The organism is Pseudomonas sp. ENNP23 (genome assembly GCF_001728945.1).
In the GTDB taxonomy this organism is placed as follows: domain Bacteria; phylum Pseudomonadota; class Gammaproteobacteria; order Pseudomonadales; family Pseudomonadaceae; genus Metapseudomonas; species Metapseudomonas otitidis.
In genome coordinates, this window is sequence record NZ_LYSP01000003.1 from 155,808 (window position 1) to 177,044 (window position 21,237).

Here is a 21,237-nt window from a genome sequence, read left to right on the forward strand (position 1 = left end):
GCCGCAGGTGTGGCTCTCGCGGAGCCGGCCCTCCAAGAAGGGAGGGCGGACCTTGGCGCGACCGGACCAGGCCGCGCCGTGTCAGGCGGTCAGACCGCCGCTGTTCAGAGCTTGATCCAGGTGGCCTTCAGCTCGGTGTACTTGTCGAACGCATGCAGGGACTTGTCGCGACCGTTGCCGGACTGCTTGAAGCCACCGAACGGCGCAGTCATGTCGCCGCCGTCGTACTGGTTGATCCACACGCTGCCGGCCCGCAGGGCCTTGCCCACCAGGTGGGCGCGGGACAGGTTGCTGGTCCACACCGCAGCCGCCAGGCCGTAGATGGTGTCGTTGGCGATGGCGACGGCCTCGGCCTCGTTGTCGAAGCCGATCACCGACAGCACCGGCCCGAAGATCTCTTCCTTGGCGATGCGCATGGCGTTGGTCACGCCGTCGAAGATGGTCGGCTCGACGTAGGTGCCACCGGTCTCCTCCATCACGCGCTTGCCGCCGGCCACCAGCTTGGCGCCGTCGTCATGGCCGGCCTGGATGTAGGACAGCACGTTGTTCATCTGGGTGGTGTCAACCAGGGCACCGACGTTGGTAGCCGGGTCCAGCGGGTGGCCCGGTTTCCAGCCCTTGATGGCCTCGACCACCATGGGCACGAACTTCTCCTTGATGGAGTTCTCCACCAGCAGGCGCGAGCCGGCGGTGCAGACCTCGCCCTGGTTGAAGGCGATGGCGGCGGCGGCGGACTCGGCGGCGGCCTTGAGGTCCGGGGCATCGGCGAAGACGATGTTCGGGCTCTTGCCACCCGCTTCCAGCCAGACGCGCTTCATGTTGGATTCGCCGGCATAGATCATCAGTTGCTTGGCGATCTTGGTGGAGCCGGTGAACACCAGGGTGTCGACGTCCATGTGCAGGGCCAGGGCCTTGCCGACGGTGTGGCCGAAGCCCGGCAGCACGTTGAACACGCCCGCGGGAATGCCGGCTTCGATGGCCAGTTGGGCGATGCGGATGCCGGTCAGCGGCGACTTCTCGGACGGCTTGAGGATGATGGAGTTGCCGGTGGCCAGCGCCGGGCCGAGCTTCCAGCAAGTCATCAGCAGGGGGAAGTTCCACGGCACGATGGCGGCGACCACGCCCACCGGCTCGCGGGTCACCAGGCCCAGCTCGTTGTGCGGGGTGGCGGCGACTTCGTCGTAGATCTTGTCGATGGCCTCGCCGCTCCAGCGGATGGCGCGGGACGCTGACGGCACGTCGATGCTCAGCGAGTCGCCGATCGGTTTGCCCATGTCCAGGGTTTCCAGCAGGGCCAGCTCTTCGGCATGGGCGTCCAGCAGGTCGGCGAAGCGGATCATCACTTCCTTGCGCTTCACCGGTGCGAGGCGTGACCAGACACCGGATTCGAAGGTGGCGCGGGCATCCTTGACCGCCACCTCGGCGTCGGCCAGGTCACAGCTGGCGACCAGGCCCAGCACACGACCATCCACGGGGCTGATGCACTCGAAGGTGGCACCGGATGCAGCCGGGGTGTATTCGCCATGGACGAAGGCGCGGGTCTCGATCTGCAGGGACTTGGCGCGCTGTTCCCAGTCGGCACGAGTGAGGGTGGTCATGGGGCGTTCCTCTTACTTTTATTAGTGGAAGTGCCGGCAGGGGAGGGACCGACACTGTCAAGAATTCTGCAAGGCCTAAACGCGGCCAAAGCTGTGCGACACCCTAAACCAGAGGCCCCTGGATTTTCAATATTTTTGACACTGCCGGGAGCAGGGGCCTTGTAATGTTCATTTTATTAAACATAGACTCAGGACCGGTACGCCCGCGTTCTGCATTTCCCGCCACCGTGCATGGCGGGATTCCGAACACCTACCGGGCAGAATAAGAAACAGGCCGCCCCGCGCGACCTCCACAACGCCGCTACGGAATCGCCATGAACATCGAATCCATCGTCGACTTCGCCACCAGCCCCGCCACCGCCGAGCACTACCGCCCCGCACCCGAGAAGATCCTCAAGGGCGACCCCGAACAGAGTGTGCGCAACCACTACGGCAGCCCCTGCGGACAGTTCAACGTCGGCATCTGGGAGGGCGCGGTCGGCCAGTGGACGGTGAACTACACCGAGCATGAGTACTGCGAGATTCTCCAGGGCGTCTCCGTTATCCGCAACGCCGCCGGCAACGCCAAGACCGTGCGCGCGGGCGACCGCTTCGTGATCCCGGCCGGCTTCTCCGGCACCTGGGAAGTGCTGGAAGCCTGCCGCAAGGTCTACGTCATCTTCGAGCAGACCAAATAAGCCTGCCGACACCCGATGCTTGTCACCCCTGGCCCGCGAAAGCGGGCTTTTTTATGTCCCGCGCCCGCCACGCCAAATCGCAGGCATGAAAAAGCCCGCCATGAGGCGGGCTTTTCGCAAGGGCCGGATCAATTACTTGATCTTGGCTTCCTTGTAGATCACGTGCTTACGCACGACAGGATCGTACTTCTTGATCTCGATCTTGTCGGGAGTGGTGCGCTTGTTCTTGTCGGTGGTGTAGAAGTGGCCGGTACCGGCGCTGGACACCAAACGGATCAGTTCACGCATGATTTGCTCCTTAAACCTTTTCGCCGCGAGCGCGCAGCTCGGACAGAACGACGTCAATGCCACGCTTGTCGATGATGCGCATGCCCTTGGCGGAAACGCGCAGACGCACGAAGCGCTTCTCGGACTCGACCCAGAAGCGATGGTGCTGCAGGTTCGGCAGGAAACGACGACGGGTTTTGTTGTTTGCGTGGGAAATGTTGTTCCCGGTAGCCGGACCCTTACCGGTTACTTGACAGACTCTAGACATGCCTCAGCCCTCTAAACCTCATGCCCAACCCGGCATGGGTTGGCCGCTTGAACTCTCAATTGTGGGCGTGTTTAGCGCCCGTCTCGTCAGGGTCTTACCGGCCGCACAGTGATTGCGAAAGACCGGGCCCCAGAAAAGAGCGCTGCTTTATACCAGAACACCCCTAGTGCAGCAAGGGCTCCACCAACTTACCCACACCCTGCCGCCCGGCCACGGCGTGCGTTCCGCCGCGAGGCGGGGCGCCTCGCCCTGCCGACCATTCGTCGGCAACTGCGATTGCCCCACCGACCTGGCTGGGCTAGCGTTCGCCTCCTGGCCACCGCATCCCGAGGAATCCGTCATGCGCCTTGCCCTGCTCCCCCTGCTGTTCGCCCCGCTGCTGGCCCAGGCCGCCAACCTGAGTGTGTGCACTGAAGCCAGCCCGGACGGGTTCGACGTGGTGCAGTACAACGCCCTGACCACCACCAACGCCTCGGCCGACGTGCTGATGAACCGCCTGCTGGAGTTCGACGCCCGGGCTGCCCGTCTGGTGCCAGGCCTGGCCGAGCACTGGCAAGTATCCGAGGACGGCCTCAGCTACAGCTTCCAGCTGCGCAAGGACGTGCGCTTCCATCGCACCGACTACTTCGCCCCGAGCCGCGAGCTGGATGCCGACGACGTGCTGTTCAGCTTCCAGCGCATGCTCGACCCGGCCAACCCCTGGCACAAGGTGGCGCAAAGCGGCTTCCCCCACGCCCAGTCCATGCAGCTGCCGGGCCTGGTGCGCTCGGTGGAGAAGGTCGACGCGCGCACCGTCCGCTTCAATCTGACCCGCCCCGATGCCACCTTCCTGGCGATGCTCAGCATGGGCTTCGCTTCTATCTATTCCGCCGAGTACGCCGACCAGTTGATGAAAGCCGGCACGCCGGAAAAGCTCAACGCCCAGCCCATCGGTACCGGCCCCTTCGTGTTCAAGCGGTTCCAGAAGGACGCGGCAATCCGCTACAGCGCCAACCCGGACTATTTCGCCGGCAAGCCGGCGGTGGACAACCTGGTGTTCGCCATCACCCCGGATGCCAATGTGCGCCTGCAGAAGCTGCGCCGGGGCGAATGCCAGATCGCCCTGTCACCCAAGCCCCTGGATGTGGGGCAGGCGCGCCAGGACAGCAACCTGCGGGTCGTGGAAACCCCGGCCTTCATGACCGCCTTCATCGCGCTGAACAGCCAGCATCCGCCACTGGACCAGGCCAAGGTGCGCCAGGCGATCAACCTCGCCTTCGACAAGGCCAGCTATATAAAGGCCGTGTTCGAAGGCACCGCCACACCGGCTGACGGCCCGTTCCCGCCCACCACCTGGGGCTACGCCAAGGACCTGCCCGGCTACGTCTACGACCCAGGCAAGGCCAAAGCGCTGCTGGCCGAAGCTGGGTTGCCAGACGGTTTCAGCACCACCCTGTGGACACGCCCCTCCGGCAGCGTGCTCAACCCCAACCCGAACCTGGGTGCACAGATGCTGCAGGCCGACCTGGCCAAGGTGGGCATCCGCGCTGACATCCGCGTCATCGAGTGGGGCGAACTGATCCGGCGCGCCAAGGCCGGCGAGCACGACCTGCTGTTCATGGGCTGGGCGGGCGACAACGGCGACCCGGACAACTTCCTCACGCCTCAATTCGCCTGCGCCTCGGTGCAGTCGGGCCTGAACTTCGCCCGCTACTGCAACCCGGACCTCGACCAGTTGATCAGCCAGGCCAAGGCCACGCCGGACACCACGGCGCGCAGCGATTTCTACGCCCGAGCCCAGGCGATCATTAATGAGCAGGCCCTGTGGCTGCCCCTGGCCCACCCCACGGCATTCGCCCTGGTGCGTGCCAACGTGCGCGGCTATGAGGCCAACCCCTTCGGCCGGCAGGACTTCTCCAGGGTGGAGTTGGCGCCTTGAACGCGCTGGCCGAGCGCGACCTGCCGAGCCTCCAGTTCGTCGAGCGTCATCAACTCGACCTGGACACCTCCGCTGTGCAGGCACTGGACGCTGCCAGCCAGCTCTCCACCCAAGACGACCCGCTGGTCAAAGCACTGCTCCGCCTGCGCGAAGCCCCCGCGCGCCTGGCCCACCGGCTGGGCTGGCGCAACACACTGGAATCCCGCCCGCCTTTCGACCTGCACGAACTCACCCTGCTGGAACGCGACGGCAACTAGGCAATGGCCTACGGCCTGATCGGGCGCTTCTGGCGTACGGACTTCGGTCTGGAGCCGGTCCCTGACGCACAGGCCTTCATGAGGCATGAGGAACCGGGCGTCGCCAGGCTGGTGATGACCTTCCACTGCTCACCACGCCCGGAGGGCGTTCGCCAGCACACCGAGACGCGCGTCCGCTGCCCGGATCGCCGCCAGCTCGCGAACGCGGCTTAGAGCCAGCCGTACTCGGCCAGGGACAGCGGCTCGCCATCGCCCACCACGAAGTGGTCCAGCACCCGCACATCCACCAGCGCCAGCGCGTCCTTCAGACGGTGCGTCAGGTCGCGGTCGGCCTGACTGGGCTCGGCGATGCCGGAAGGATGGTTGTGGGTAAGGATGAGCGCGGCGGCGTTATGCGCCAGGGCACGCTTGACCACCTGGCGCGGATAGACACTGGCACCGTCGATGGTGCCGCGGAACAGCACCTCGAAGGCCAGCACCCGGTGGCGGGTATCGAGGAACAGGCAGCCGAACACTTCGTGGGGCTCGTGCCGCAACTGGGCCTTGAGGTAGTCCCGCACCGCCCGGGGGTTCTCCAGTGCCGAGTCCCGCCGCAGCCCTTCGGCCAGGTGCCGACGGGCCATTTCCAGCACAGCCTGCAACTGCGCGAACTTGGCCGGCCCGAGACCCGGCCGCTGGCAGAACGTGGCCAGGTCCGCCTCCAGCAGCGGGCGCAGCCCGCCGAACTGGACAAGGAGCTGGCGCGCGAGGTCCACGGCGCTCTGCCCCGGCAGCCCGGTGCGCAGGAAAATGGCGAGGAGTTCGGCGTCGGTAAGGGCCGCCGCGCCTTGTTCGAGTAGCTTCTCCCGCGGGCGTTCCGCTGCGGGCCAATGACGGATGCTCATGACACCTCCCTGGTCAGCTGCGCCGCTGTTCCCATGCGGACGCTGTGCTATCTTAGCCAACCTTTTTTGCGCGGTGATCCGGCCCTGGGGAGGCGCCGACACCGCAGCGCACCACTCCACCTCATTACTAAGGCAGGCCTATGCAGCGGCTCTATCGGAAACGCATCGTCCTGGGCGTGGGGGGCGGCATTGCCGCCTACAAGAGTGCGGAGCTGATCCGCCGCCTGCGCGACCAGGGCGCGGAAGTCCGGGTGGTGATGACCCAGGGCGGCCGCGAGTTCATCACCCCGCTGACCCTCCAGGCCCTGTCCGGCCACCCCGTTCACCTCGACCTGCTGGACCCTGCCGCCGAAGCCGCCATGGGCCACATCGAACTCGCCCGCTGGGCCGACCTGGTGCTGATCGCCCCGGCCACTGCCGACTTGATGGCACGCCTGGCCCAGGGCCTGGCCAACGACCTGCTGACCACCCTGGTACTGGCCACCGACGCCAAGGTCGCTCTGGCCCCGGCGATGAACCAGGCCATGTGGCGCGACCCGGCCACCCAGGCCAATGCCCAGTGCCTGACCCAGCGGGGCCTGCACCTGTTCGGCCCGGCAGCCGGCAGCCAGGCCTGCGGCGATGTCGGCCCGGGCCGCATGCTGGAGGCCGACGACCTGGCCCAGCAGGCCGCCAACCTGTTCGAACACCAGGCTCTGACCGGCCGCCACGTGCTGATCACTGCCGGCCCGACCCAGGAGAACATCGACCCGGTCCGCTACATCACCAACCACAGCTCCGGGAAGATGGGCTTCGCCCTGGCCGAAGCGGCGGTGGAGGCGGGCGCCAAGGTCACCCTGATTACCGGCCCCGTCCACCTGCCGACCCCCGACCGGGTCAACCGGGTCGACGTGGTCAGCGCCCGCGACATGCTCGCGGCCTGCGAAGCGGCCATGCCCTGCGACCTGCTGATCGCTGCCGCCGCGGTGGCGGATTACCGTCCCGAAGTGGTCGCACCGCACAAAATGAAGAAGGACCCCACCAGCGGCGAAGGCCTGCTGCTGCAGCTGGTGCGCAACCCCGATATCCTCGCGACCCTGGCCGGCCGGCCCGATCGCCCCTTCAGCGTCGGCTTCGCCGCCGAGACCGAGAACCTGCTGGAGTACGCCTCGCGCAAGCTGCGCGACAAGAACCTCGACCTGATCGTCGCCAATGACGTGGCCAACCCCAGCATCGGCTTCAACAGTGAAGAGAACGCGATCACCATCATCGATCGCGGGCTGCACCAGATCAGCTTCTCCCAGACCAGCAAGGGCAAGATCGCCCGCCAACTGGTTGCCTTCATCGCCGACCGCCTCAACCAGGCCTGAGACTCCATGCACGCACTGCAAGCCAAGATCCTCGACCCCCGCCTAGGCAGCGAATTCCCGCTGCCCCAGTACGCCACCCCCGGTTCCGCCGGCCTCGACCTGCGCGCCATGCTCAAGGAAGACCTGACGCTGGAGCCCGGCCAGACCGTGCTGATTCCCACCGGCCTGTCCATTCACATCGCCGACCCGGGCCTGGCCGCCTTGATCCTGCCGCGCTCCGGGCTGGGCCATAAGCACGGCATCGTCCTCGGCAACCTGGTGGGCCTGATCGACTCCGACTACCAGGGCGAGCTGATGGTGTCCTGCTGGAACCGTGGCCAGAGCGCCTTCACCCTGGCCGTCGGCGAGCGCCTGGCCCAGCTAGTCTTGGTGCCGGTTGTGCAAGCGCATTTCGAACTCGTCGACGAGTTCGGCCAAAGCGAGCGCGGCGCCGGCGGCTTCGGCCACTCAGGCAGCCACTGATTCCGCATTGACCTCAGGATGAATCGCGGGGGAGACCTTCAGTGAAACTCTTCAAGCGCAATGCCAAGGACACCGACACCGGCATGCTGGCCAGTCCCACCGAAGCCAGGGAGCCCGCCAAGGGCGCCAAGGTCGGCAGCGGCCTGCTCACCGACCTGATGCCCGGGCTGATCGCCTCCGCCGTCGGCGTCGCCGCCGGCAGTGCGCTGCTCTGGCTCACCCTGGTGGACAGCGGCGAAAAAGCCCAGCGCGCCCAACTGGCCCAGGCCTGGGCGGACAGCCAGGGGGCTTCGTTGCGCCAAGCCCTCGGCCAACTGGTGGCCGACACCACCGCCGCCGCTCGCAATCCGGCGCTGGCGGATGCCCTCAACAGCGGCGACCCGTCCCGCGTGCAGGTCGCCGAGCGCGGCCTGGGCTACTGGAATGCCGTGGTCGATGCCCACCTCAATCTGCCCGGCCAGGCCCAGCAGAACAGCCAGCGCGCAGCACCGATGAACTTCGCCGCCCTGGACATGCTGCGCCGCGCCGAAAGTGGGCAGAAGCCTGCACCCGAGGCCTACAAGGTCGGCCAGCGCTGGCTGGTCTACAGCGCCGCGCCGATCCGCCTGGCCGACAATGCCCCAATCCAGGGCACGCTGTTGCTGGTGGTGGACCTGGAACGCCTGCTGAGCGCCCTGGCCCCGCTGCCGGATGGCACAGGCCAGCTTCAGTTCATTCAGCAGTTCGGCAACGCCCCCGCCCAGACCCTGGCCCAGCGCGGCAGTGCTGCCGAGGGCACACCCATCGCCGTGGCCAGTGGCAACCCCAACTGGAAACTGACCTTCACGCCCAGCAGCCAGCTGGGCAGCTCGGGCATGCCGGTGCCCTTGCTCGGCCTCGCCGCCCTGCTGTCCCTGGCCGGCGCCCTGGCCGGCCTGTACCTGGTGCATGGCGGCCTGCAGCGCAAGCTGAGGGAAGACGTCACCCAGCTCGGCCAACTGGTGCAAGAACTCTCCAGCGGCAAAAGCGTCAAACCCAACAGCCTGCGGCTGCCGGCGCTGGATGCGCTGGCCCAGTCGCTGGCCCGGCAGCTGCGGCGCAAACCGGAACCGGTGGCGCCCAGCGTCGGCGACGAGCGCAAGGCCAGCCCTGCGACAGCCCCGGCTGCAGCACCGGCCAAAGTGATCGAACCCCTGGAGCTGGCCAACCCGCTTTTCCAAGATACCGACATCCTCGATATCGACATTCTCGACGAAGACCAGGACCTCCTGGGATTGGAGCAAACCCCTGCCATGAGCACCCCGCAAGCCGCCCCCAATCTGCCCGCCAGTATTTTCCGCGCCTACGACATCCGTGGCGTGGTCGGCGATACCCTGACCGCCGAAACCGCCTACTGGGTAGGCCGTGCCATCGGCTCCGAAAGCCTCGCCCGTGGTGAGCCGAACGTCTCGGTCGGCCGCGACGGTCGCCTCTCCGGTCCCGAGCTGGTGCAAGCGCTGATCCAGGGCCTGATGGACTGCGGCTGCCATGTCACCGACATCGGCATGGTGCCGACCCCGGTGCTGTACTTCGCCGCCAATGTGCTGGACGGCAAGTCCGGCGTGATGCTCACCGGCAGCCACAACCCGCCGGACTACAACGGCTTCAAGATCGTGGTCGCCGGCGAGACCCTGGCCAACGAGCAGATCACCGCCCTGCATACCCGCATCAAGGACAACGACCTGGCCAGTGGCGTCGGCAGCGTCCAGCAGGTCGAGATCCTCGACCGCTACTTCCAGCAGATCCGCGACGACATCGCCATGGCCAAGCCCATGCGCGTGGTGGTGGACTGCGGCAACGGCGTGGCCGGCGTCATCGCACCCAAGCTGATCGAAGCCCTGGGCTGCAGCGTGATCCCGCTGTACTGCGACGTCGACGGCACCTTCCCGAACCACCACCCGGACCCGGGCAAGCCGGAGAACCTGGAAGACCTGATCGCCAAGGTGAAGGAAGAGAACGCCGACCTCGGCCTGGCCTTCGACGGCGACGGCGACCGCGTGGGCGTGGTGACCAACGAAGGCACCATCATCTACCCCGACCGCCTGCTGATGCTGTTCGCCAAGGACGTGGTGTCCCGCAACCCGGGCGCCGACATCATCTTCGACGTCAAGTGCACCCGCCGCCTGACCTCCCTCATCAGCGGCTACGGCGGCCGTCCGGTGATGTGGAAGACCGGCCACTCGCTGATCAAGAAGAAGATGAAGGAAACCGGCGCGCTGCTGGCCGGCGAGATGAGCGGCCACATCTTCTTCAAGGAGCGCTGGTACGGCTTCGACGACGGCATCTACAGCGCCGCCCGCCTGCTGGAGATCCTCAGCCAGGACAAGCGCCATGCCGAGCACGTGTTCACTGCCTTCCCCAAGGACATCTCCACCCCGGAGATCAACATCACCGTCACCGACGAGAGCAAGTTCCGCCTGATCGAGCGCCTGCAGCGCGACGGCACCTGGGGCGATGCCAACCTGACCACCCTGGACGGCGTGCGCGTCGACTATCCCAAGGGCTGGGGTCTGGTCCGCGCCTCCAACACCACGCCGGTGCTGGTGCTGCGCTTCGAGGCCGACTCCGAGGCGGAACTGGAGCGCATCAAGGAAGTGTTCCGCGCCCAGCTCTACGCCGTCGCCCCCGATATCAACCTGCCGTTCTGATCCACGGAGCCCCGCATGACCCTCAGCCGTGACGCCGCATCCCAAGTCGCCCAGGTCCTGTCCGAAGCACTGCCCTACATCCGCCGCTTCGTCGGCAAGACCCTGGTCGTGAAGTACGGCGGCAACGCCATGGAAAGCGACGAGCTGAAAGCCGGGTTCGCCCGCGACATGGTCCTGATGAAGGCCGTGGGCATCAACCCGGTGGTCGTTCACGGCGGCGGCCCGCAGATCGGCGACCTGCTCAAGCGCCTGTCCATCGAGAGCCACTTCATCGACGGGATGCGCGTCACCGACGCGCAGACCATGGACGTGGTGGAGATGGTCCTTGGCGGCCAGGTGAACAAGGACATCGTCAACCTGATCAACCGCCACGGCGGCAGCGCCATCGGCCTGACCGGCAAGGACGCGGAGCTGATCCGCGCGAAGAAACTCACCGTCTCCCGCAAGACCCCGGAGATGACCCAGCCGGAGATCATCGACATCGGCCATGTGGGCGAAGTGACCAGCGTGAACACCGAGCTGCTGAACATGCTGGTGAAGGGCAACTTCATCCCGGTCATCGCCCCTATCGGCGTCGGCCAGGACGGCGAGTCCTACAACATCAACGCCGACCTGGTGGCGGGCAAGGTGGCCGAGGCCCTCAAGGCCGAGAAGCTGATGCTGCTGACCAACATCGCCGGCCTGATGGACAAGGAAGGCAAGGTGCTCACCGGCCTGACCACCGAGCAGGTCAATGAGCTGATCGCCGACGGCACCATCTACGGCGGCATGCTGCCGAAGATCCGCTGCGCCCTCGACGCGGTGCAGGGTGGCGTCACCAGCGCGCACATCATCGATGGGCGTGTGCCCAACGCCGTGCTGCTGGAGATCTTCACCGACAGTGGCGTCGGCACCCTGATCACCAACCGCCGCCGCGCCTGAGCCCCTCCCGAATAAGCCGGAGCGATCCGGCTTATTCATTTCCCCGATCCGGCTTGCATCCCTCCACCCCGGCAGGAATGCTCGGCACATCCTCATCAGGAGCCGTGCCATGCCCGCACCACCCGACCGGAACGCCTTCACCTTCCTCTACCCGCTGCGCGTGCGCTGGGCCGAGGTCGATCCCCAGGGGATCGTCTTCAACGGCCACTACCTGACCTACGCCGACGTCGCCATCACCGAGTACTTCCGCGCGCTGGGTGTGCGTTATCCACAGGACCTGATCGCCGACGGCGGGGACTTCTTCGCCGTGCGTACCCTGCTGGAGTACCTGTCGCCGGCCCGCTTCGACGACGATCTCACCCTGGGCATCCGGACACGCCGGCTGGGCGGTTCGAGCCTGACGTTTGCGCTGGGCATCTGGCGGGGCGAGGAGGCGTTGACCAGTGGGGAGATCGTCTACGTGCATGCCGATGCAACGACGCGGGCAAGCCGGTCCTTGCCAGCCTGGCTGAGGGAAAAAGTGAGGGACTTCGAGCGCTGCGCCGCCGAGGAGTGACTCAGCGGTTCAACAGTTCAGCGAGGCGGGCGCGGTCGGCGGCGAAGGTCACCTGGGCCTTCTTGCGCTCTTCCTGGTAGCGGGCGATGTCGGCGTCGAGGCGTTTGTATTCGCTGCGCACGTTGTCGATCTGGGCCACCAGCGCCTCGGGCACCTGGCGCCCGGCGCGTTCGTTGTCGGCCGCCTGGGCCTGCAGGTTGGCCTGCTGGGTACGCAGGGACTGCTGGTTGCCCTTGGCCACGGTGATCAACCCGTCCAGCTCGGAGAGCTTGCGCTGGAGCGCGCGGTCGACGTCCTCGACGCTGGTGTAGAGCCGCAGCAGTTGGGCATCGGAGCCGGCACGGGCCTTGTCGGCCTGCATGCGCTGGCGCTCCTCGAGGGTGGGCGCCGGCGGCACGGTCTTCACCACACGGCCCTGGTCGTTGAGGACCTCGTAGCCCTTGTCGATGAACTGCGGCGGAACGCCGAGGCGATCCAGTACGGTGACACCCTTTTCATTGGTGTAGCGGTACAGCTCGGCCTGGGCGGCCAGCGGTGCCATCGCACCCAGGATCAAGGCAAGTCGGATAGCACCCGGCTTCAGCATCGGCACACCCTGTGGTCGCTGGAGAGTCAGATTCCGTAGTCTGCGCGGTAACGCTCCACCGCAGGCAGGTACGACTTCAGTTCAGCATCCCCGGCCAGATATTCCAGCACCTGCTCCAGAGACACGATGCTCACCACCGGCATGCCGAAGTCGCGCTCCACTTCCTGGATCGCCGACAGCTCACCCTTGCCTCGCTCCTGGCGGTTGAGGGCGATCAGCACGCCCGCAGCCTGGGCCTGCTGGCCCTGGATGATCTGCATCACCTCGCGGATCGCTGTACCGGCGGTGATCACGTCATCGATGATCAGCACGCGGCCGGCCAGCGGTGCACCGACCAGGGTGCCACCCTCGCCATGGTCCTTGGCTTCCTTGCGGTTGAAGCACCAGGGCAGGTCGCGGCCATGGTGTTCAGCCAGCGCCACGGCGGTGGAAGCCGCCAGCGGGATGCCCTTGTAGGCGGGGCCGAACAGGACGTCGAAGGAGAGCCCGCTGTCGACGATTGCCGACGCGTAATACCGCCCCAGGCGAGACAGCGCGAGGCCGCTGTTGAACAGGCCGGCATTGAAGAAATAGGGGCTGGTGCGCCCGGACTTGAGGGTGAATTCGCCAAAACGCAATACACCGCGTTCGATGGCAAAGCGAATGAAGTCGCGCTGGTACGCCTGCATGGTGGAAAAGCCCCGGACGGCACGGATTTAGCTAAATAGAAAGAGCTCGGGTATCATACACGCACGAGTTTTTGGGGGCCATTTATGCGGATCATCAGTGTGAACGTGAATGGTATTCATGCTGCAGCCGAGCGAGGACTCCTCAGCTGGCTGCAAGCACAGAATGCCGACGTGATCTGCCTGCAAGACACCCGTGCCTCTGCCTATGACCTGGACGACCCGGCCTTCCAACTGGATGGCTATTTCCTCTATGCCAGCGATGCTGAAGTGCCAAGCCAAGGTGGCGTGGCGCTTTATTCGCGCTTGCAACCCAAGGCAGTGATCTGGGGACTCGGTTTCGAGTCCTGCGATCGTTATGGGCGCTACCTGCAGGCGGATTTCGACAAAGTGAGCATCGCCTCCCTGCTGTTGCCTTCGGGCCAGGGTGGCGATGAGAACCTGAACCACAAGTTCAAGTTCATGGAAGACCTGGCGCACTACCTGAACAAGCAGCGCCGCAAGCGTCGCGAGTACATCTATTGCTCGTCGCTCTACCTCGCCCACCAGAAGCTGGACGTGAAGAACTGGCGCGACTGCCAGCAGCTCCCCGGCTTCCTGGCGCCCGAGCGCGCATGGATGGACGAAGTGTTCGGCAACATGGGCTATGTGGATGCCCTGCGCGAAGTCAGCCGCGAAGGCGACCAGTACAGCTGGTGGCCGGACAGCGAGCAGGCCGAGATGCTCAACCTCGGCTGGCGCTTCGACTATCACATCCTCACGCCCGGCATGCGTCGCACCGTGCGCAGTGCCCGCCTGCCTCGCCAGCCGCGCTTCTCCCAGCACGCTCCGCTGATCGTCGACTATGACTGGCTGCTGAGCATCTGAGAGCAGCGCACAGAAAAGCCGGCATTCGCCGGCTTTTTCGTTCGTGCATGCGCTACTTCAATGGCCGCCAGGCGAAGGGGTAGCGGTAGTCCTTGCCCTCGTTGGCCTTGATGCCGCCGATGATGGTCAGCACCAGCGCGGCAATGCCCAGCAGGGGCAGCAGGAAGATGCCGATCACCACGAACATCAGCAGGATGCACAGCAGCCCCGCCAGGCTCACGGTGATCTGGAAGTTCAGCGCCTCCTTGCCCTGGGCATCGATGAAGGGGTCCACGTCCTTCTTCATCTGCCAGAGGATCAGCGGCCCCAGCAGGTTGCCGAAGGGAAAGACCGCACCGAGGAACGCAGCGAAATGGCAGAACATCGCCCACTGTCTGGCGTCCTGGTTCGGTTGCTGCACGGGGGTGGGTTCATTCATGGGTGCGTCCTCGTCGTGATGGGCCGGGTCAGTCGGCCAGCGCGGCCTTCTGGATTCGGAACAGTTCGTCCATGCCCTGGCGGGCGAGGGCCAGCATGGCATTGAGCTGCTCGGGCTGGAAGGGCTCGCCCTCGGCGGTGCCCTGGATTTCGATGAAGCCACCGCCGTCGGTCATGACCACGTTCAGATCGGTCTCGGCCACCGAATCTTCCAGGTAATCGAGGTCCAGCACCGGCTCGCCCTGGTAAACGCCGACGGAGACGGCAGCGATCATCTGCTTGAGCGGCTCGCCCTTCAGGGCACCGCGCTTCTTCAGAACCTTCAGCGCATCCACCAGGGCCACCATGGCACCGGTGATGGAGGCCGTGCGGGTGCCGCCGTCAGCCTGGATCACATCGCAATCCAGGTAGATGGTGTTCTCGCCCAGCTTGCTCATGTCCAATGCTGCACGCAGGGAACGGCCGATCAGGCGCTGGATCTCCAGGGTGCGGCCACCCTGCTTGCCACGGCTCGCCTCACGCTGGTTACGCTCACCGGTGGAGCGGGGCAGCATGCCGTACTCGGCAGTCAGCCAACCCTGGCCCTGGCCCTTGAGGAAGCGCGGCACGCCGGCCTCGACGCTGGCGGTGCAGATCACCTTGGTATCCCCGAATTCGACCAGTACCGAGCCTTCGGCGTGCTTGGTGTAGTTGCGGGTGATGCGGATCGAACGCAGCTGATCAGCTGCGCGGCCACTGGGACGTTTCATCTGGGAATACCTGTCGGAGGGAAAATCCCGGCCATTATAGAGGGGCCTCCGCCACCGGGACATCATCGCGTTGGGAGGGGGCACGGAGTCAGCTACAATCGCCGCCCTTACCCACACCGAGAGGACTTCCCATGGTGCACAGCATGACCGCCTTCGCCCGCGTCGAGCAGGCCGGCACCCACGGCACCCTGAGCTGGGAACTGCGCTCGGTCAACCACCGCTACCTCGAACCCCACCTCCGCCTGCCCGAAGCTTTCCGCGACCTGGAGGGTGCCGTTCGCGAAGCCCTGCGCCAGGGCCTGTCCCGGGGCAAAGTCGAGTGCACCCTGCGCTTCGCCGAAGCCGAGGCCGGCAAGCCCCTGCAGGTCGACAGCGAGCGCGCCGCCCAGGTGGTGGCTGCAGCCGAAGCCGTGGCCGCCCTGGTCAGCCAGCCGGCACCGCTCAACCCGCTGGAGATTCTCGCCTGGCCCGGCGTGCTGGTGGCCGACGCCGCCGATCCCCAGGCCCTGAACGCCGCCGCCCTGGACGCCTTCGGCAAGGCCCTGGAAGAGCTCAAGACCGGCCGTGCCCGCGAAGGCGCCGACCTGGCCCGCCTGCTCAACGAGCGCCTCGACGCCATGCAGCAGGAAGTCATCGCCCTGCGTGAGCTAGTGCCGCAGATGCTCGCCCTGCAGCGGCAGAAAATCCTCGACCGCTTCGCCGAGATGAAGGCCGAACTCGACCCTCAGCGCCTGGAGCAGGAACTGGTGCTGCTAGCACAGAAGAGCGATGTGGCCGAGGAGCTGGACCGCCTCGGCACCCACATCACCGAAGTACGCCGCGTGCTCAAGGCTGGTGGCGCCGCCGGCCGCCGCCTCGACTTCCTCATGCAGGAACTCAACCGTGAAGCCAACACCCTCGGCTCCAAGGCCTTCGACCCACGCTCCACCCAGGCAGCGGTCAACCTCAAGGTGTTGATCGAACAGATGCGCGAACAAGTGCAGAACATCGAGTAAGAGACCCATCCATGACCGTCACCCCCGGCACCCTTTACATCGTCTCGGCCCCCTCCGGCGCCGGCAAGACCAGCCTGGTCAAGGCACTGGTGGATACCGACCCGCGCATCCGCGTCTCGGTCTCCCACACCACCCGCAGCATACGCCCCGGCGAGGTCGATGGCGTGAACTACCACTTCGTCAGCCGCGAAGCCTTCGTGCACATGCTTGAGCACGGCGACTTCATCGAACACGCCGAAGTCTTCGGCAACCTCTACGGAACCTCCCAGCGCTGGCTGCTGCAGACCCTGGCCGAAGGGCATGACCTGATCCTCGAGATCGACTGGCAAGGCGCCCAGCAGGTTCGCCACCTGATGCCCCAGGCCAAGTCCATCTTCATCCTGCCGCCGAGCCAGGAAGCCCTGCGCCAGCGCCTGGACAACCGCGGCCAGGACAGTGCCGAGATCATCGAGCGCCGCATGCGTGAAGCCGTCAGCGAAATGAGCCACTACGTCGAATACGACTACCTGGTGATCAACGACGACTTCGCCGTCGCCCTGGAGGATCTGCGCGCGATCTTCCGCAGCCAGCGCCTCGTCCAGGCCAGCCAGCAGATCACCCACGGCGGACTCCTGGCCAGCTTGCTGGCCTGATCGACATGACCACCGGGAAGCGCTGCACATTCAGCGCTTCCCTTAATGCTGGTGATTTTTTAGACTATTCAGTCCGCTCCGCCCGCTCCGGGCAAAGCCATCGCCATCCCACTCTGTGCTACGAGGAACACCATGGCCCGCGTTACCGTTGAAGACTGCCTGGAAAACGTCGATAACCGCTTCGAGCTGGTCATGCTCGCGACCAAGCGTTCCCGTCAGCTGGCCACCGGCGGCAAGGAGCCGAAGGTAGCCTGGGAAAACGACAAGCCCACCGTCGTCGCCCTGCGTGAGATCGCCGCCGGCCTGGTTGACTACGAAGTCGTCGCCCAGGAAGACATTGTGGAAGAAGAGCCGCTGTTCGCCGCCTTCGAGGACGAGTCCAACGAGGCGCTCTGATTCCCATGCCCGGTCGACGTCGCACGGCGCAGGGAGGCCATAGCAGGAAAGGAGAGCTGCCTTGCCTGGCATAGAAACCTTCGCCGAACGGCTTTCGACCTATCTCGGCCCGGACCAGGTCAACCTGGTCCGCCGGGCGTACTACTACGCCGAACAGGCCCACGACGGACAGCGTCGCCGCAGTGGCGAGGCTTACGTCACGCATCCCCTGGCCGTCGCCAACATCCTCGCCGACATGCACATGGACCATCAGAGCCTGATGGCCGCCATGCTGCACGACGTGATCGAAGACACCGGCATCGCCAAGGAGGCGCTCACCGCCCAATTCGGCGACACCGTGGCCGAGCTGGTGGACGGGGTCAGCAAGCTGACCCAGATGAACTTCGAGTCCAAGGCCGAGGCCCAGGCCGAGAACTTCCAGAAGATGGCCATGGCCATGGCCCGCGATATCCGCGTGATCCTGGTCAAGCTGGCCGACCGCCTGCACAACATGCGCACCCTGGAAGTGCTCTCCGGTGAAAAGCGTCGGCGCATCGCCAAGGAAACCCTGGAAATCTACGCCCCCATCGCCAACCGGCTGGGCATGCACAGCATGCGCGTGGAATTCGAGGACCTCGGCTTCAAGGCCATGCACCCCATGCGCTCCGAGCGCATCCGTGCCGCCGTCCGCCGTGCCCGGGGCAACCGCAAGGAAATCGTCGCCAAGATCGAGGAATCCCTCACCCACTGCCTCGCCCGCGAAGGCATGGAAGGTGAGGTGATCGGCCGCGAGAAGCACCTCTACAGCATCTACAAGAAGATGCGCGGCAAGCGCCGGGCGTTCAACGAGATCATGGACGTCTATGCCTTCCGCATCATCGTCGACAAGGTGGACACCTGCTACCGCGTGCTCGGCGCCGTGCACAACCTGTACAAGCCGCTGCCCGGCCGCTTCAAGGACTACATCGCCATTCCCAAGGCCAATGGCTACCAGTCCCTGCACACCACCCTGTTCGGCATGCACGGCGTGCCCATCGAAATCCAGATCCGCACCCGCGAGATGGAAGAAATGGCCAACAACGGCATCGCCGCCCACTGGCTGTACAAGTCCGCCGAGGACGACCAGCCCAAGGGCACGCACGCACGCGCGCGCCAGTGGGTCAAAGGCGTACTGGAACTGCAGCAACGTGCCGGTAACTCCCTCGAATTCATCGAGAGCGTGAAGATCGACCTGTTCCCCGACGAGGTCTACGTCTTCACGCCCAAGGGCCGCATCATGGAGCTACCCAAGGGCTCCACTGCAGTCGACTTCGCTTACGCGGTCCACACCGACGTCGGCAACACCTGCATCGCCTGCCGTATCAACCGTCGCCTGGCGCCGCTGTCGGAGCCGCTGCAGAGCGGCGAGACGGTGGAGATCGTCACCGCCCCCGGCGCACGGCCCAACCCGGCCTGGCTCAACTTCGTGGTCACCGGCAAGGCCCGCACCCACATCCGCCACGCCCTCAAGCTGCAGCGCCGCTCCGAGTCCATCAACCTCGGCGAACGCCTGCTGAACAAGGTGCTGGCCGGCTTCGAAAGCAGCCTCGACAAGATCACCCCCGAGCGCATCCAGGCCGTCCTCGGCGAATACCGCCTCGAAGTGCTGGAAGACCTGCTGGAAGACATCGGCCTCGGCAACCGCATGGCCTACGTCGTGGCCCGCCGCCTGCTGGCCAGCGATGGCGAGCAGCTGCCCAGCCCCGAAGGTCCGCTGGCGATCCGCGGCACCGAAGGCCTGGTGCTCAGCTACGCCAAGTGCTGCACGCCGATCCCGGGTGACCCCATCGTCGGCCACCTGTCCGCCGGCCGCGGCATGGTGGTGCACCTGGAAAGCTGCAAGAACATCGGCGATATCCGCCACAACCCGGAGAAGTGCGTGCAACTTTCCTGGGCCAAGGACGTCACCGGCGAATTCAACGTCGAGCTGCGCGTCGAACTGGAGCACCAGCGCGGCCTGATCGCCCTGCTGGCCAGCAGTGTCAACGCCGCCGACGGCAACATCGAGAAAATCGGCATGGACGAACGCGATGGCCGCATCAGCGTCGTCCAGCTGGTGATCAGCGTGCACGACCGCGTACACCTGGCCCGGGTCATCAAGAAACTGCGCGCCCTCAAGGGCGTGATCCGCATCACCCGGGTGCGCGCCTGACAGCCCGCTGAACCCAAGGGAGCGAGGCCGTCTGGGCAATCAGCTCACGGCCCGGCCCGCTTCCAAACGCGCCCATCCGGGCATCGCCCGGGGCGTTTTCACGCGTACAAGGAGTTTCCATGAGCAAGACCGTGATCAACAGCGACAAGGCTCCCGCCGCCATCGGCACCTACTCCCAGGCGATCAAGGCCGGCAACACCGTCTACATGTCCGGGCAGATCCCCCTCGATCCCAAGACCATGGAACTGGTGGAAGGCTTCGAAGCCCAGACCGTTCAGGTGTTCGAGAACCTGAAGGCCGTCGCCGAAGCCGCCGGCGGCTCCTTCAAGGACATCGTCAAACTCAACATCTTCCTCACCGACCTGTCCCACTTCGCCAAGGTCAACGAAGTGATGGGCCGCTACTTCGAGCAGCCCTATCCGGCCCGCGCCGCCATCGGCGTGGCCGCGCTGCCCCGTGGCTCACAGGTCGAGATGGACGCCATCCTGGTCCTCGAGTAAACCCGATGGCCGCAGCGGGCTGCCTTGCCCGCTGCACCCGGCCAAAGGAAGGAACCCCGCCATGCGCCAAGCCCTCATTTTCCTGATCTGCGCCGCCCTGCTGACTGGTTGCGCCAGCACGCCCAGTGACCCCAGCGGCGTCTGGATCAACCAGACCGCCATCGACGAAGCCGCCCGTGAAGGCAAGTTGCGCGAGGCCCTGCTCGCCTACGGCCCCAACCTGGAGTGGAGCCTCGACACCCGCGCCGGGACCGCCAACTACAGCAACGGCTTCGAACTGGGCGAGGGTCGCTTGGCACCCCAGGGCAAGGGCCGCTGGCAGGTGGACTTCTACGGCGACGACTACCACGAGCACCTGAACCTCAAGGGCCGCCAGCTGATCCAGGAAGCCAGCGAGAACTTCCCCGAACAGCACTTCGTACGCCCGGCCGAACCCGCCGCCGACGGCGCACCGGAAGGCAGCAGCTTCGAGTACGCCCTCTACAAGACCTACCTCGGCGGCACCTGGAAGATCCTCGAAGGCACGGGGCAGGGCGGCCTGGTGCTGTTCCACCCCGACGGCCGACTGGAAGGGCTGCCCGGCGCCGACCGCTTCGCCCTCTGCCTGGCCGGCGATTGCGCCGCCATGAGCGGCGAAAACGACAGCATGTGGCTGCAACTGGGTGACCAGGGCGCACCCTGGATCTTCGTCCACGACGGCAACCGCCTGGAAATCCTCGAGACCGGCAACCGTGCCCAGATCGACGAGATGCCCGAGTACTACCCCGGCAAGCGCGCCTGGGTACTGGAGCGCCAGTGAAGCCCGGCCGCCACTAAAGGGCACCGACCACCAGCCAGCCTCCCAACAACGCCAGCAGCCCGCCACACAGCCGATCCAGCACCACCACCCGCTGCTGCAGCCAAGCCTGCCAGCGGCGGTGTGACACCAGGTGCACCAGCCCCAGGTCCCAACCCAGCACCACCAGGGTCATCCAGGCCATGCACAGGGCCAGACCCCAGTCGGGCATCTGCGCAGAACGCAGCGCCCCGAACAGCCCGGCATAGAAGATCGGCAGCTTCGGATTGACGCTGCTGGCCAGCAACCCTTCCAGCACACCCCTTCGCCAGGAGCCAAGGCCCGCATCCGCGCTGGCTTCGGGCAGGTCGAGCCGGCGCCGCGCCATCAAGGCCTGAGCACCCAGCCACAGGAAGTACCCCCCACCCAGCAACTGCAGGGCGCGCCACACCCAGCCGCCCTCGGCAGGCAGCAGGCTCAGCGCCAGCAATACCAGCAACATGCTCGCCAGGTTCGCCAACGCGATGCCCCAGGCACAGCCGGCGGCGTGCAGGCGCCCACGGGTGAGTCCCGCGCGCAACAACAGGAAGAAATCCGGACCGGGTGACAGCAGGGCAGCGAAGTGGGTACTGACGACCAGCAGGAACAGACCGAGCATATGA

General features: G+C 65.8%; 24 protein-coding genes. 15 read left to right on the forward strand and 9 right to left on the reverse strand.

The genetic code is table 11. The annotated features are described in order from the left end of the window. Nucleotides 1-104 precede the first annotated feature (104 nt). Nucleotides 105-1,598, reverse strand: coding sequence for an aldehyde dehydrogenase (locus A9G05_RS02985; RefSeq protein ID WP_069559563.1), 1,494 nt, complete (start codon nt 1,596-1,598; stop codon nt 105-107). A gap of 314 nt (nt 1,599-1,912) precedes the next feature. Here A9G05_RS02985 and A9G05_RS02990 point away from each other — a divergent pair, with 314 nt between their 5' ends. Further along, nucleotides 1,913-2,275, forward strand: a complete 363-nt coding sequence (locus tag A9G05_RS02990; protein ID WP_069559564.1) for a cupin domain-containing protein — start codon at nt 1,913-1,915, stop codon at nt 2,273-2,275. A gap of 132 nt (nt 2,276-2,407) precedes the next feature. Here the strand turns inward: A9G05_RS02990 and rpmG are convergent, their stop codons facing one another. After that, on the reverse strand, nt 2,408-2,563 hold the full coding sequence (rpmG, locus tag A9G05_RS02995; protein WP_012703270.1) for a 50S ribosomal protein L33: 156 nt from the start codon (nt 2,561-2,563) through the stop codon (nt 2,408-2,410). Between the two features lie 10 nt (nt 2,564-2,573). Beyond that, entirely contained in the window at nt 2,574-2,810 is a 237-nt protein-coding gene (gene rpmB / locus A9G05_RS03000) for a 50S ribosomal protein L28 (protein ID WP_044400708.1), read from the reverse strand. Nucleotides 2,811-3,150: 340 nt separating this feature from the next. Here rpmB and A9G05_RS03005 point away from each other — a divergent pair, with 340 nt between their 5' ends. Together A9G05_RS03005 and A9G05_RS03010 are read left to right on the forward strand one after the other, a co-directional pair. Further along, a complete protein-coding gene (locus A9G05_RS03005) occupies nt 3,151-4,728 on the forward strand; it encodes an ABC transporter substrate-binding protein (RefSeq protein WP_069559565.1) in 1,578 nt (525 codons plus the stop codon). Next, nucleotides 4,725-4,985, forward strand: a complete 261-nt coding sequence (locus A9G05_RS03010) for a hypothetical protein (RefSeq protein WP_069559566.1) — start codon at nt 4,725-4,727, stop codon at nt 4,983-4,985. Before A9G05_RS03005 ends, A9G05_RS03010 begins: the two co-directional genes overlap by 4 nt. A gap of 209 nt (nt 4,986-5,194) precedes the next feature. Here A9G05_RS03010 and radC read toward each other — a convergent pair whose 3' ends face one another. After that, a complete protein-coding gene (radC, locus tag A9G05_RS03020; RefSeq protein WP_069559568.1) occupies nt 5,195-5,869 on the reverse strand; it encodes a DNA repair protein RadC in 675 nt (224 codons plus the stop codon). A gap of 140 nt (nt 5,870-6,009) precedes the next feature. Here radC and coaBC point away from each other — a divergent pair, with 140 nt between their 5' ends. The 5 genes from coaBC to A9G05_RS03045 all read left to right on the forward strand — a co-directional run bounded on the left by coaBC (nt 6,010) and on the right by A9G05_RS03045 (nt 11,823). Further along, the gene (gene coaBC, locus A9G05_RS03025; RefSeq protein ID WP_069559569.1) at nt 6,010-7,218 is read left to right on the forward strand and encodes a bifunctional phosphopantothenoylcysteine decarboxylase/phosphopantothenate--cysteine ligase CoaBC; all 1,209 of its coding nucleotides are present in this window, start codon (nt 6,010-6,012) and stop codon (nt 7,216-7,218) included. 6 nt (nt 7,219-7,224) lie between these two features. Beyond that, nucleotides 7,225-7,680, forward strand: coding sequence for a dUTP diphosphatase (dut, locus tag A9G05_RS03030; protein ID WP_044400693.1), 456 nt, complete (start codon nt 7,225-7,227; stop codon nt 7,678-7,680). Between the two features lie 1,271 nt (nt 7,681-8,951). Beyond that, nucleotides 8,952-10,346 (forward strand): phosphomannomutase/phosphoglucomutase, encoded by a 1,395-nt coding sequence (algC, locus tag A9G05_RS27840; RefSeq protein WP_205894767.1) that lies wholly within the window; start codon nt 8,952-8,954, stop codon nt 10,344-10,346. Nucleotides 10,347-10,361: 15 nt separating this feature from the next. Next, nucleotides 10,362-11,267 (forward strand): acetylglutamate kinase, encoded by a 906-nt coding sequence (argB, locus tag A9G05_RS03040; protein ID WP_069559571.1) that lies wholly within the window; start codon nt 10,362-10,364, stop codon nt 11,265-11,267. A 109-nt stretch (nt 11,268-11,376) separates the two neighbouring features. Continuing rightward, nucleotides 11,377-11,823: a thioesterase family protein gene (locus A9G05_RS03045; protein ID WP_069559572.1), complete on the forward strand. Its 447-nt coding sequence runs from the start codon at nt 11,377-11,379 to the stop codon at nt 11,821-11,823. A gap of 1 nt (nt 11,824) precedes the next feature. Here the strand turns inward: A9G05_RS03045 and A9G05_RS03050 are convergent, their stop codons facing one another. Both A9G05_RS03050 and pyrE read right to left on the reverse strand, forming a co-directional pair. Beyond that, entirely contained in the window at nt 11,825-12,409 is a 585-nt protein-coding gene (locus tag A9G05_RS03050) for a DUF4124 domain-containing protein (protein ID WP_069559573.1), read from the reverse strand. Nucleotides 12,410-12,435: 26 nt separating this feature from the next. Next, nucleotides 12,436-13,077 (reverse strand): orotate phosphoribosyltransferase, encoded by a 642-nt coding sequence (gene pyrE, locus A9G05_RS03055; protein ID WP_069559574.1) that lies wholly within the window; start codon nt 13,075-13,077, stop codon nt 12,436-12,438. 84 nt (nt 13,078-13,161) lie between these two features. Here pyrE and A9G05_RS03060 point away from each other — a divergent pair, with 84 nt between their 5' ends. Beyond that, nucleotides 13,162-13,941 (forward strand): exodeoxyribonuclease III, encoded by a 780-nt coding sequence (locus A9G05_RS03060; RefSeq protein ID WP_044400676.1) that lies wholly within the window; start codon nt 13,162-13,164, stop codon nt 13,939-13,941. A gap of 52 nt (nt 13,942-13,993) precedes the next feature. On the opposite strand, the gene A9G05_RS03065 is transcribed toward A9G05_RS03060, so the two are convergent. Further along, nucleotides 13,994-14,359 (reverse strand): DUF4870 domain-containing protein, encoded by a 366-nt coding sequence (locus A9G05_RS03065; protein WP_069559575.1) that lies wholly within the window; start codon nt 14,357-14,359, stop codon nt 13,994-13,996. Nucleotides 14,360-14,387: 28 nt separating this feature from the next. Next, nucleotides 14,388-15,107, reverse strand: coding sequence for a ribonuclease PH (rph, locus tag A9G05_RS03070; RefSeq protein ID WP_069559576.1), 720 nt, complete (start codon nt 15,105-15,107; stop codon nt 14,388-14,390). 131 nt (nt 15,108-15,238) lie between these two features. On the opposite strand from rph, the gene A9G05_RS03075 reads away from it, so the two are divergent. From A9G05_RS03075 to A9G05_RS03100, 6 genes are all read left to right on the forward strand, one after another. Continuing rightward, entirely contained in the window at nt 15,239-16,102 is an 864-nt protein-coding gene (locus tag A9G05_RS03075) for a YicC/YloC family endoribonuclease (protein WP_069559577.1), read from the forward strand. Between the two features lie 11 nt (nt 16,103-16,113). Beyond that, on the forward strand, nt 16,114-16,734 hold the full coding sequence (gene gmk, locus A9G05_RS03080; RefSeq protein WP_069559578.1) for a guanylate kinase: 621 nt from the start codon (nt 16,114-16,116) through the stop codon (nt 16,732-16,734). Nucleotides 16,735-16,866: 132 nt separating this feature from the next. Next, complete coding sequence (rpoZ, locus tag A9G05_RS03085; RefSeq protein ID WP_069559579.1) at nt 16,867-17,130, forward strand: DNA-directed RNA polymerase subunit omega; 264 nt, start codon at nt 16,867-16,869, stop codon at nt 17,128-17,130. 61 nt (nt 17,131-17,191) lie between these two features. Further along, nucleotides 17,192-19,300 carry a bifunctional GTP diphosphokinase/guanosine-3',5'-bis pyrophosphate 3'-pyrophosphohydrolase gene (gene spoT / locus A9G05_RS03090; RefSeq protein WP_044400662.1) on the forward strand — a complete coding sequence of 703 codons (2,109 nt, stop codon included), beginning with the start codon at nt 17,192-17,194 and terminating at the stop codon, nt 19,298-19,300. Between the two features lie 119 nt (nt 19,301-19,419). After that, the gene (locus A9G05_RS03095; RefSeq protein WP_044400660.1) at nt 19,420-19,800 is read left to right on the forward strand and encodes a RidA family protein; all 381 of its coding nucleotides are present in this window, start codon (nt 19,420-19,422) and stop codon (nt 19,798-19,800) included. Between the two features lie 61 nt (nt 19,801-19,861). Next, nucleotides 19,862-20,599 (forward strand): hypothetical protein, encoded by a 738-nt coding sequence (locus A9G05_RS03100; protein WP_069559580.1) that lies wholly within the window; start codon nt 19,862-19,864, stop codon nt 20,597-20,599. A gap of 13 nt (nt 20,600-20,612) precedes the next feature. Here the strand turns inward: A9G05_RS03100 and A9G05_RS03105 are convergent, their stop codons facing one another. Then, nucleotides 20,613-21,233, reverse strand: coding sequence for a LysE family translocator (locus A9G05_RS03105; RefSeq protein WP_069559581.1), 621 nt, complete (start codon nt 21,231-21,233; stop codon nt 20,613-20,615). Between the last annotated feature and the right edge of the window lie 4 nt (nt 21,234-21,237).

Bases quoted from the DNA above. Each gene is read 5' to 3' on its own strand.
- A9G05_RS02985 (WP_069559563.1), bottom strand. From the start codon at position 1,598: ATGACCACCCTCACTCGTGCCGACTGGGAACAGCGCGCCAAGTCCCTG.
- A9G05_RS02990 (WP_069559564.1), top strand. From the start codon at position 1,913: ATGAACATCGAATCCATCGTCGACTTCGCCACCAGCCCCGCCACCGCC.
- rpmG (WP_012703270.1), bottom strand. From the start codon at position 2,563: ATGCGTGAACTGATCCGTTTGGTGTCCAGCGCCGGTACCGGCCACTTC.
- rpmB (WP_044400708.1), bottom strand. From the start codon at position 2,810: ATGTCTAGAGTCTGTCAAGTAACCGGTAAGGGTCCGGCTACCGGGAAC.
- A9G05_RS03005 (WP_069559565.1), top strand. From the start codon at position 3,151: ATGCGCCTTGCCCTGCTCCCCCTGCTGTTCGCCCCGCTGCTGGCCCAG.
- radC (WP_069559568.1), bottom strand. From the start codon at position 5,869: ATGAGCATCCGTCATTGGCCCGCAGCGGAACGCCCGCGGGAGAAGCTA.
- coaBC (WP_069559569.1), top strand. From the start codon at position 6,010: ATGCAGCGGCTCTATCGGAAACGCATCGTCCTGGGCGTGGGGGGCGGC.
- dut (WP_044400693.1), top strand. From the start codon at position 7,225: ATGCACGCACTGCAAGCCAAGATCCTCGACCCCCGCCTAGGCAGCGAA.
- algC (WP_205894767.1), top strand. From the start codon at position 8,952: ATGAGCACCCCGCAAGCCGCCCCCAATCTGCCCGCCAGTATTTTCCGC.
- argB (WP_069559571.1), top strand. From the start codon at position 10,362: ATGACCCTCAGCCGTGACGCCGCATCCCAAGTCGCCCAGGTCCTGTCC.
- A9G05_RS03045 (WP_069559572.1), top strand. From the start codon at position 11,377: ATGCCCGCACCACCCGACCGGAACGCCTTCACCTTCCTCTACCCGCTG.
- A9G05_RS03050 (WP_069559573.1), bottom strand. From the start codon at position 12,409: ATGCTGAAGCCGGGTGCTATCCGACTTGCCTTGATCCTGGGTGCGATG.
- pyrE (WP_069559574.1), bottom strand. From the start codon at position 13,077: ATGCAGGCGTACCAGCGCGACTTCATTCGCTTTGCCATCGAACGCGGT.
- A9G05_RS03060 (WP_044400676.1), top strand. From the start codon at position 13,162: ATGCGGATCATCAGTGTGAACGTGAATGGTATTCATGCTGCAGCCGAG.
- A9G05_RS03065 (WP_069559575.1), bottom strand. From the start codon at position 14,359: ATGAATGAACCCACCCCCGTGCAGCAACCGAACCAGGACGCCAGACAG.
- rph (WP_069559576.1), bottom strand. From the start codon at position 15,107: ATGAAACGTCCCAGTGGCCGCGCAGCTGATCAGCTGCGTTCGATCCGC.
- A9G05_RS03075 (WP_069559577.1), top strand. From the start codon at position 15,239: ATGGTGCACAGCATGACCGCCTTCGCCCGCGTCGAGCAGGCCGGCACC.
- gmk (WP_069559578.1), top strand. From the start codon at position 16,114: ATGACCGTCACCCCCGGCACCCTTTACATCGTCTCGGCCCCCTCCGGC.
- rpoZ (WP_069559579.1), top strand. From the start codon at position 16,867: ATGGCCCGCGTTACCGTTGAAGACTGCCTGGAAAACGTCGATAACCGC.
- A9G05_RS03095 (WP_044400660.1), top strand. From the start codon at position 19,420: ATGAGCAAGACCGTGATCAACAGCGACAAGGCTCCCGCCGCCATCGGC.
- A9G05_RS03100 (WP_069559580.1), top strand. From the start codon at position 19,862: ATGCGCCAAGCCCTCATTTTCCTGATCTGCGCCGCCCTGCTGACTGGT.
- A9G05_RS03105 (WP_069559581.1), bottom strand. From the start codon at position 21,233: ATGCTCGGTCTGTTCCTGCTGGTCGTCAGTACCCACTTCGCTGCCCTG.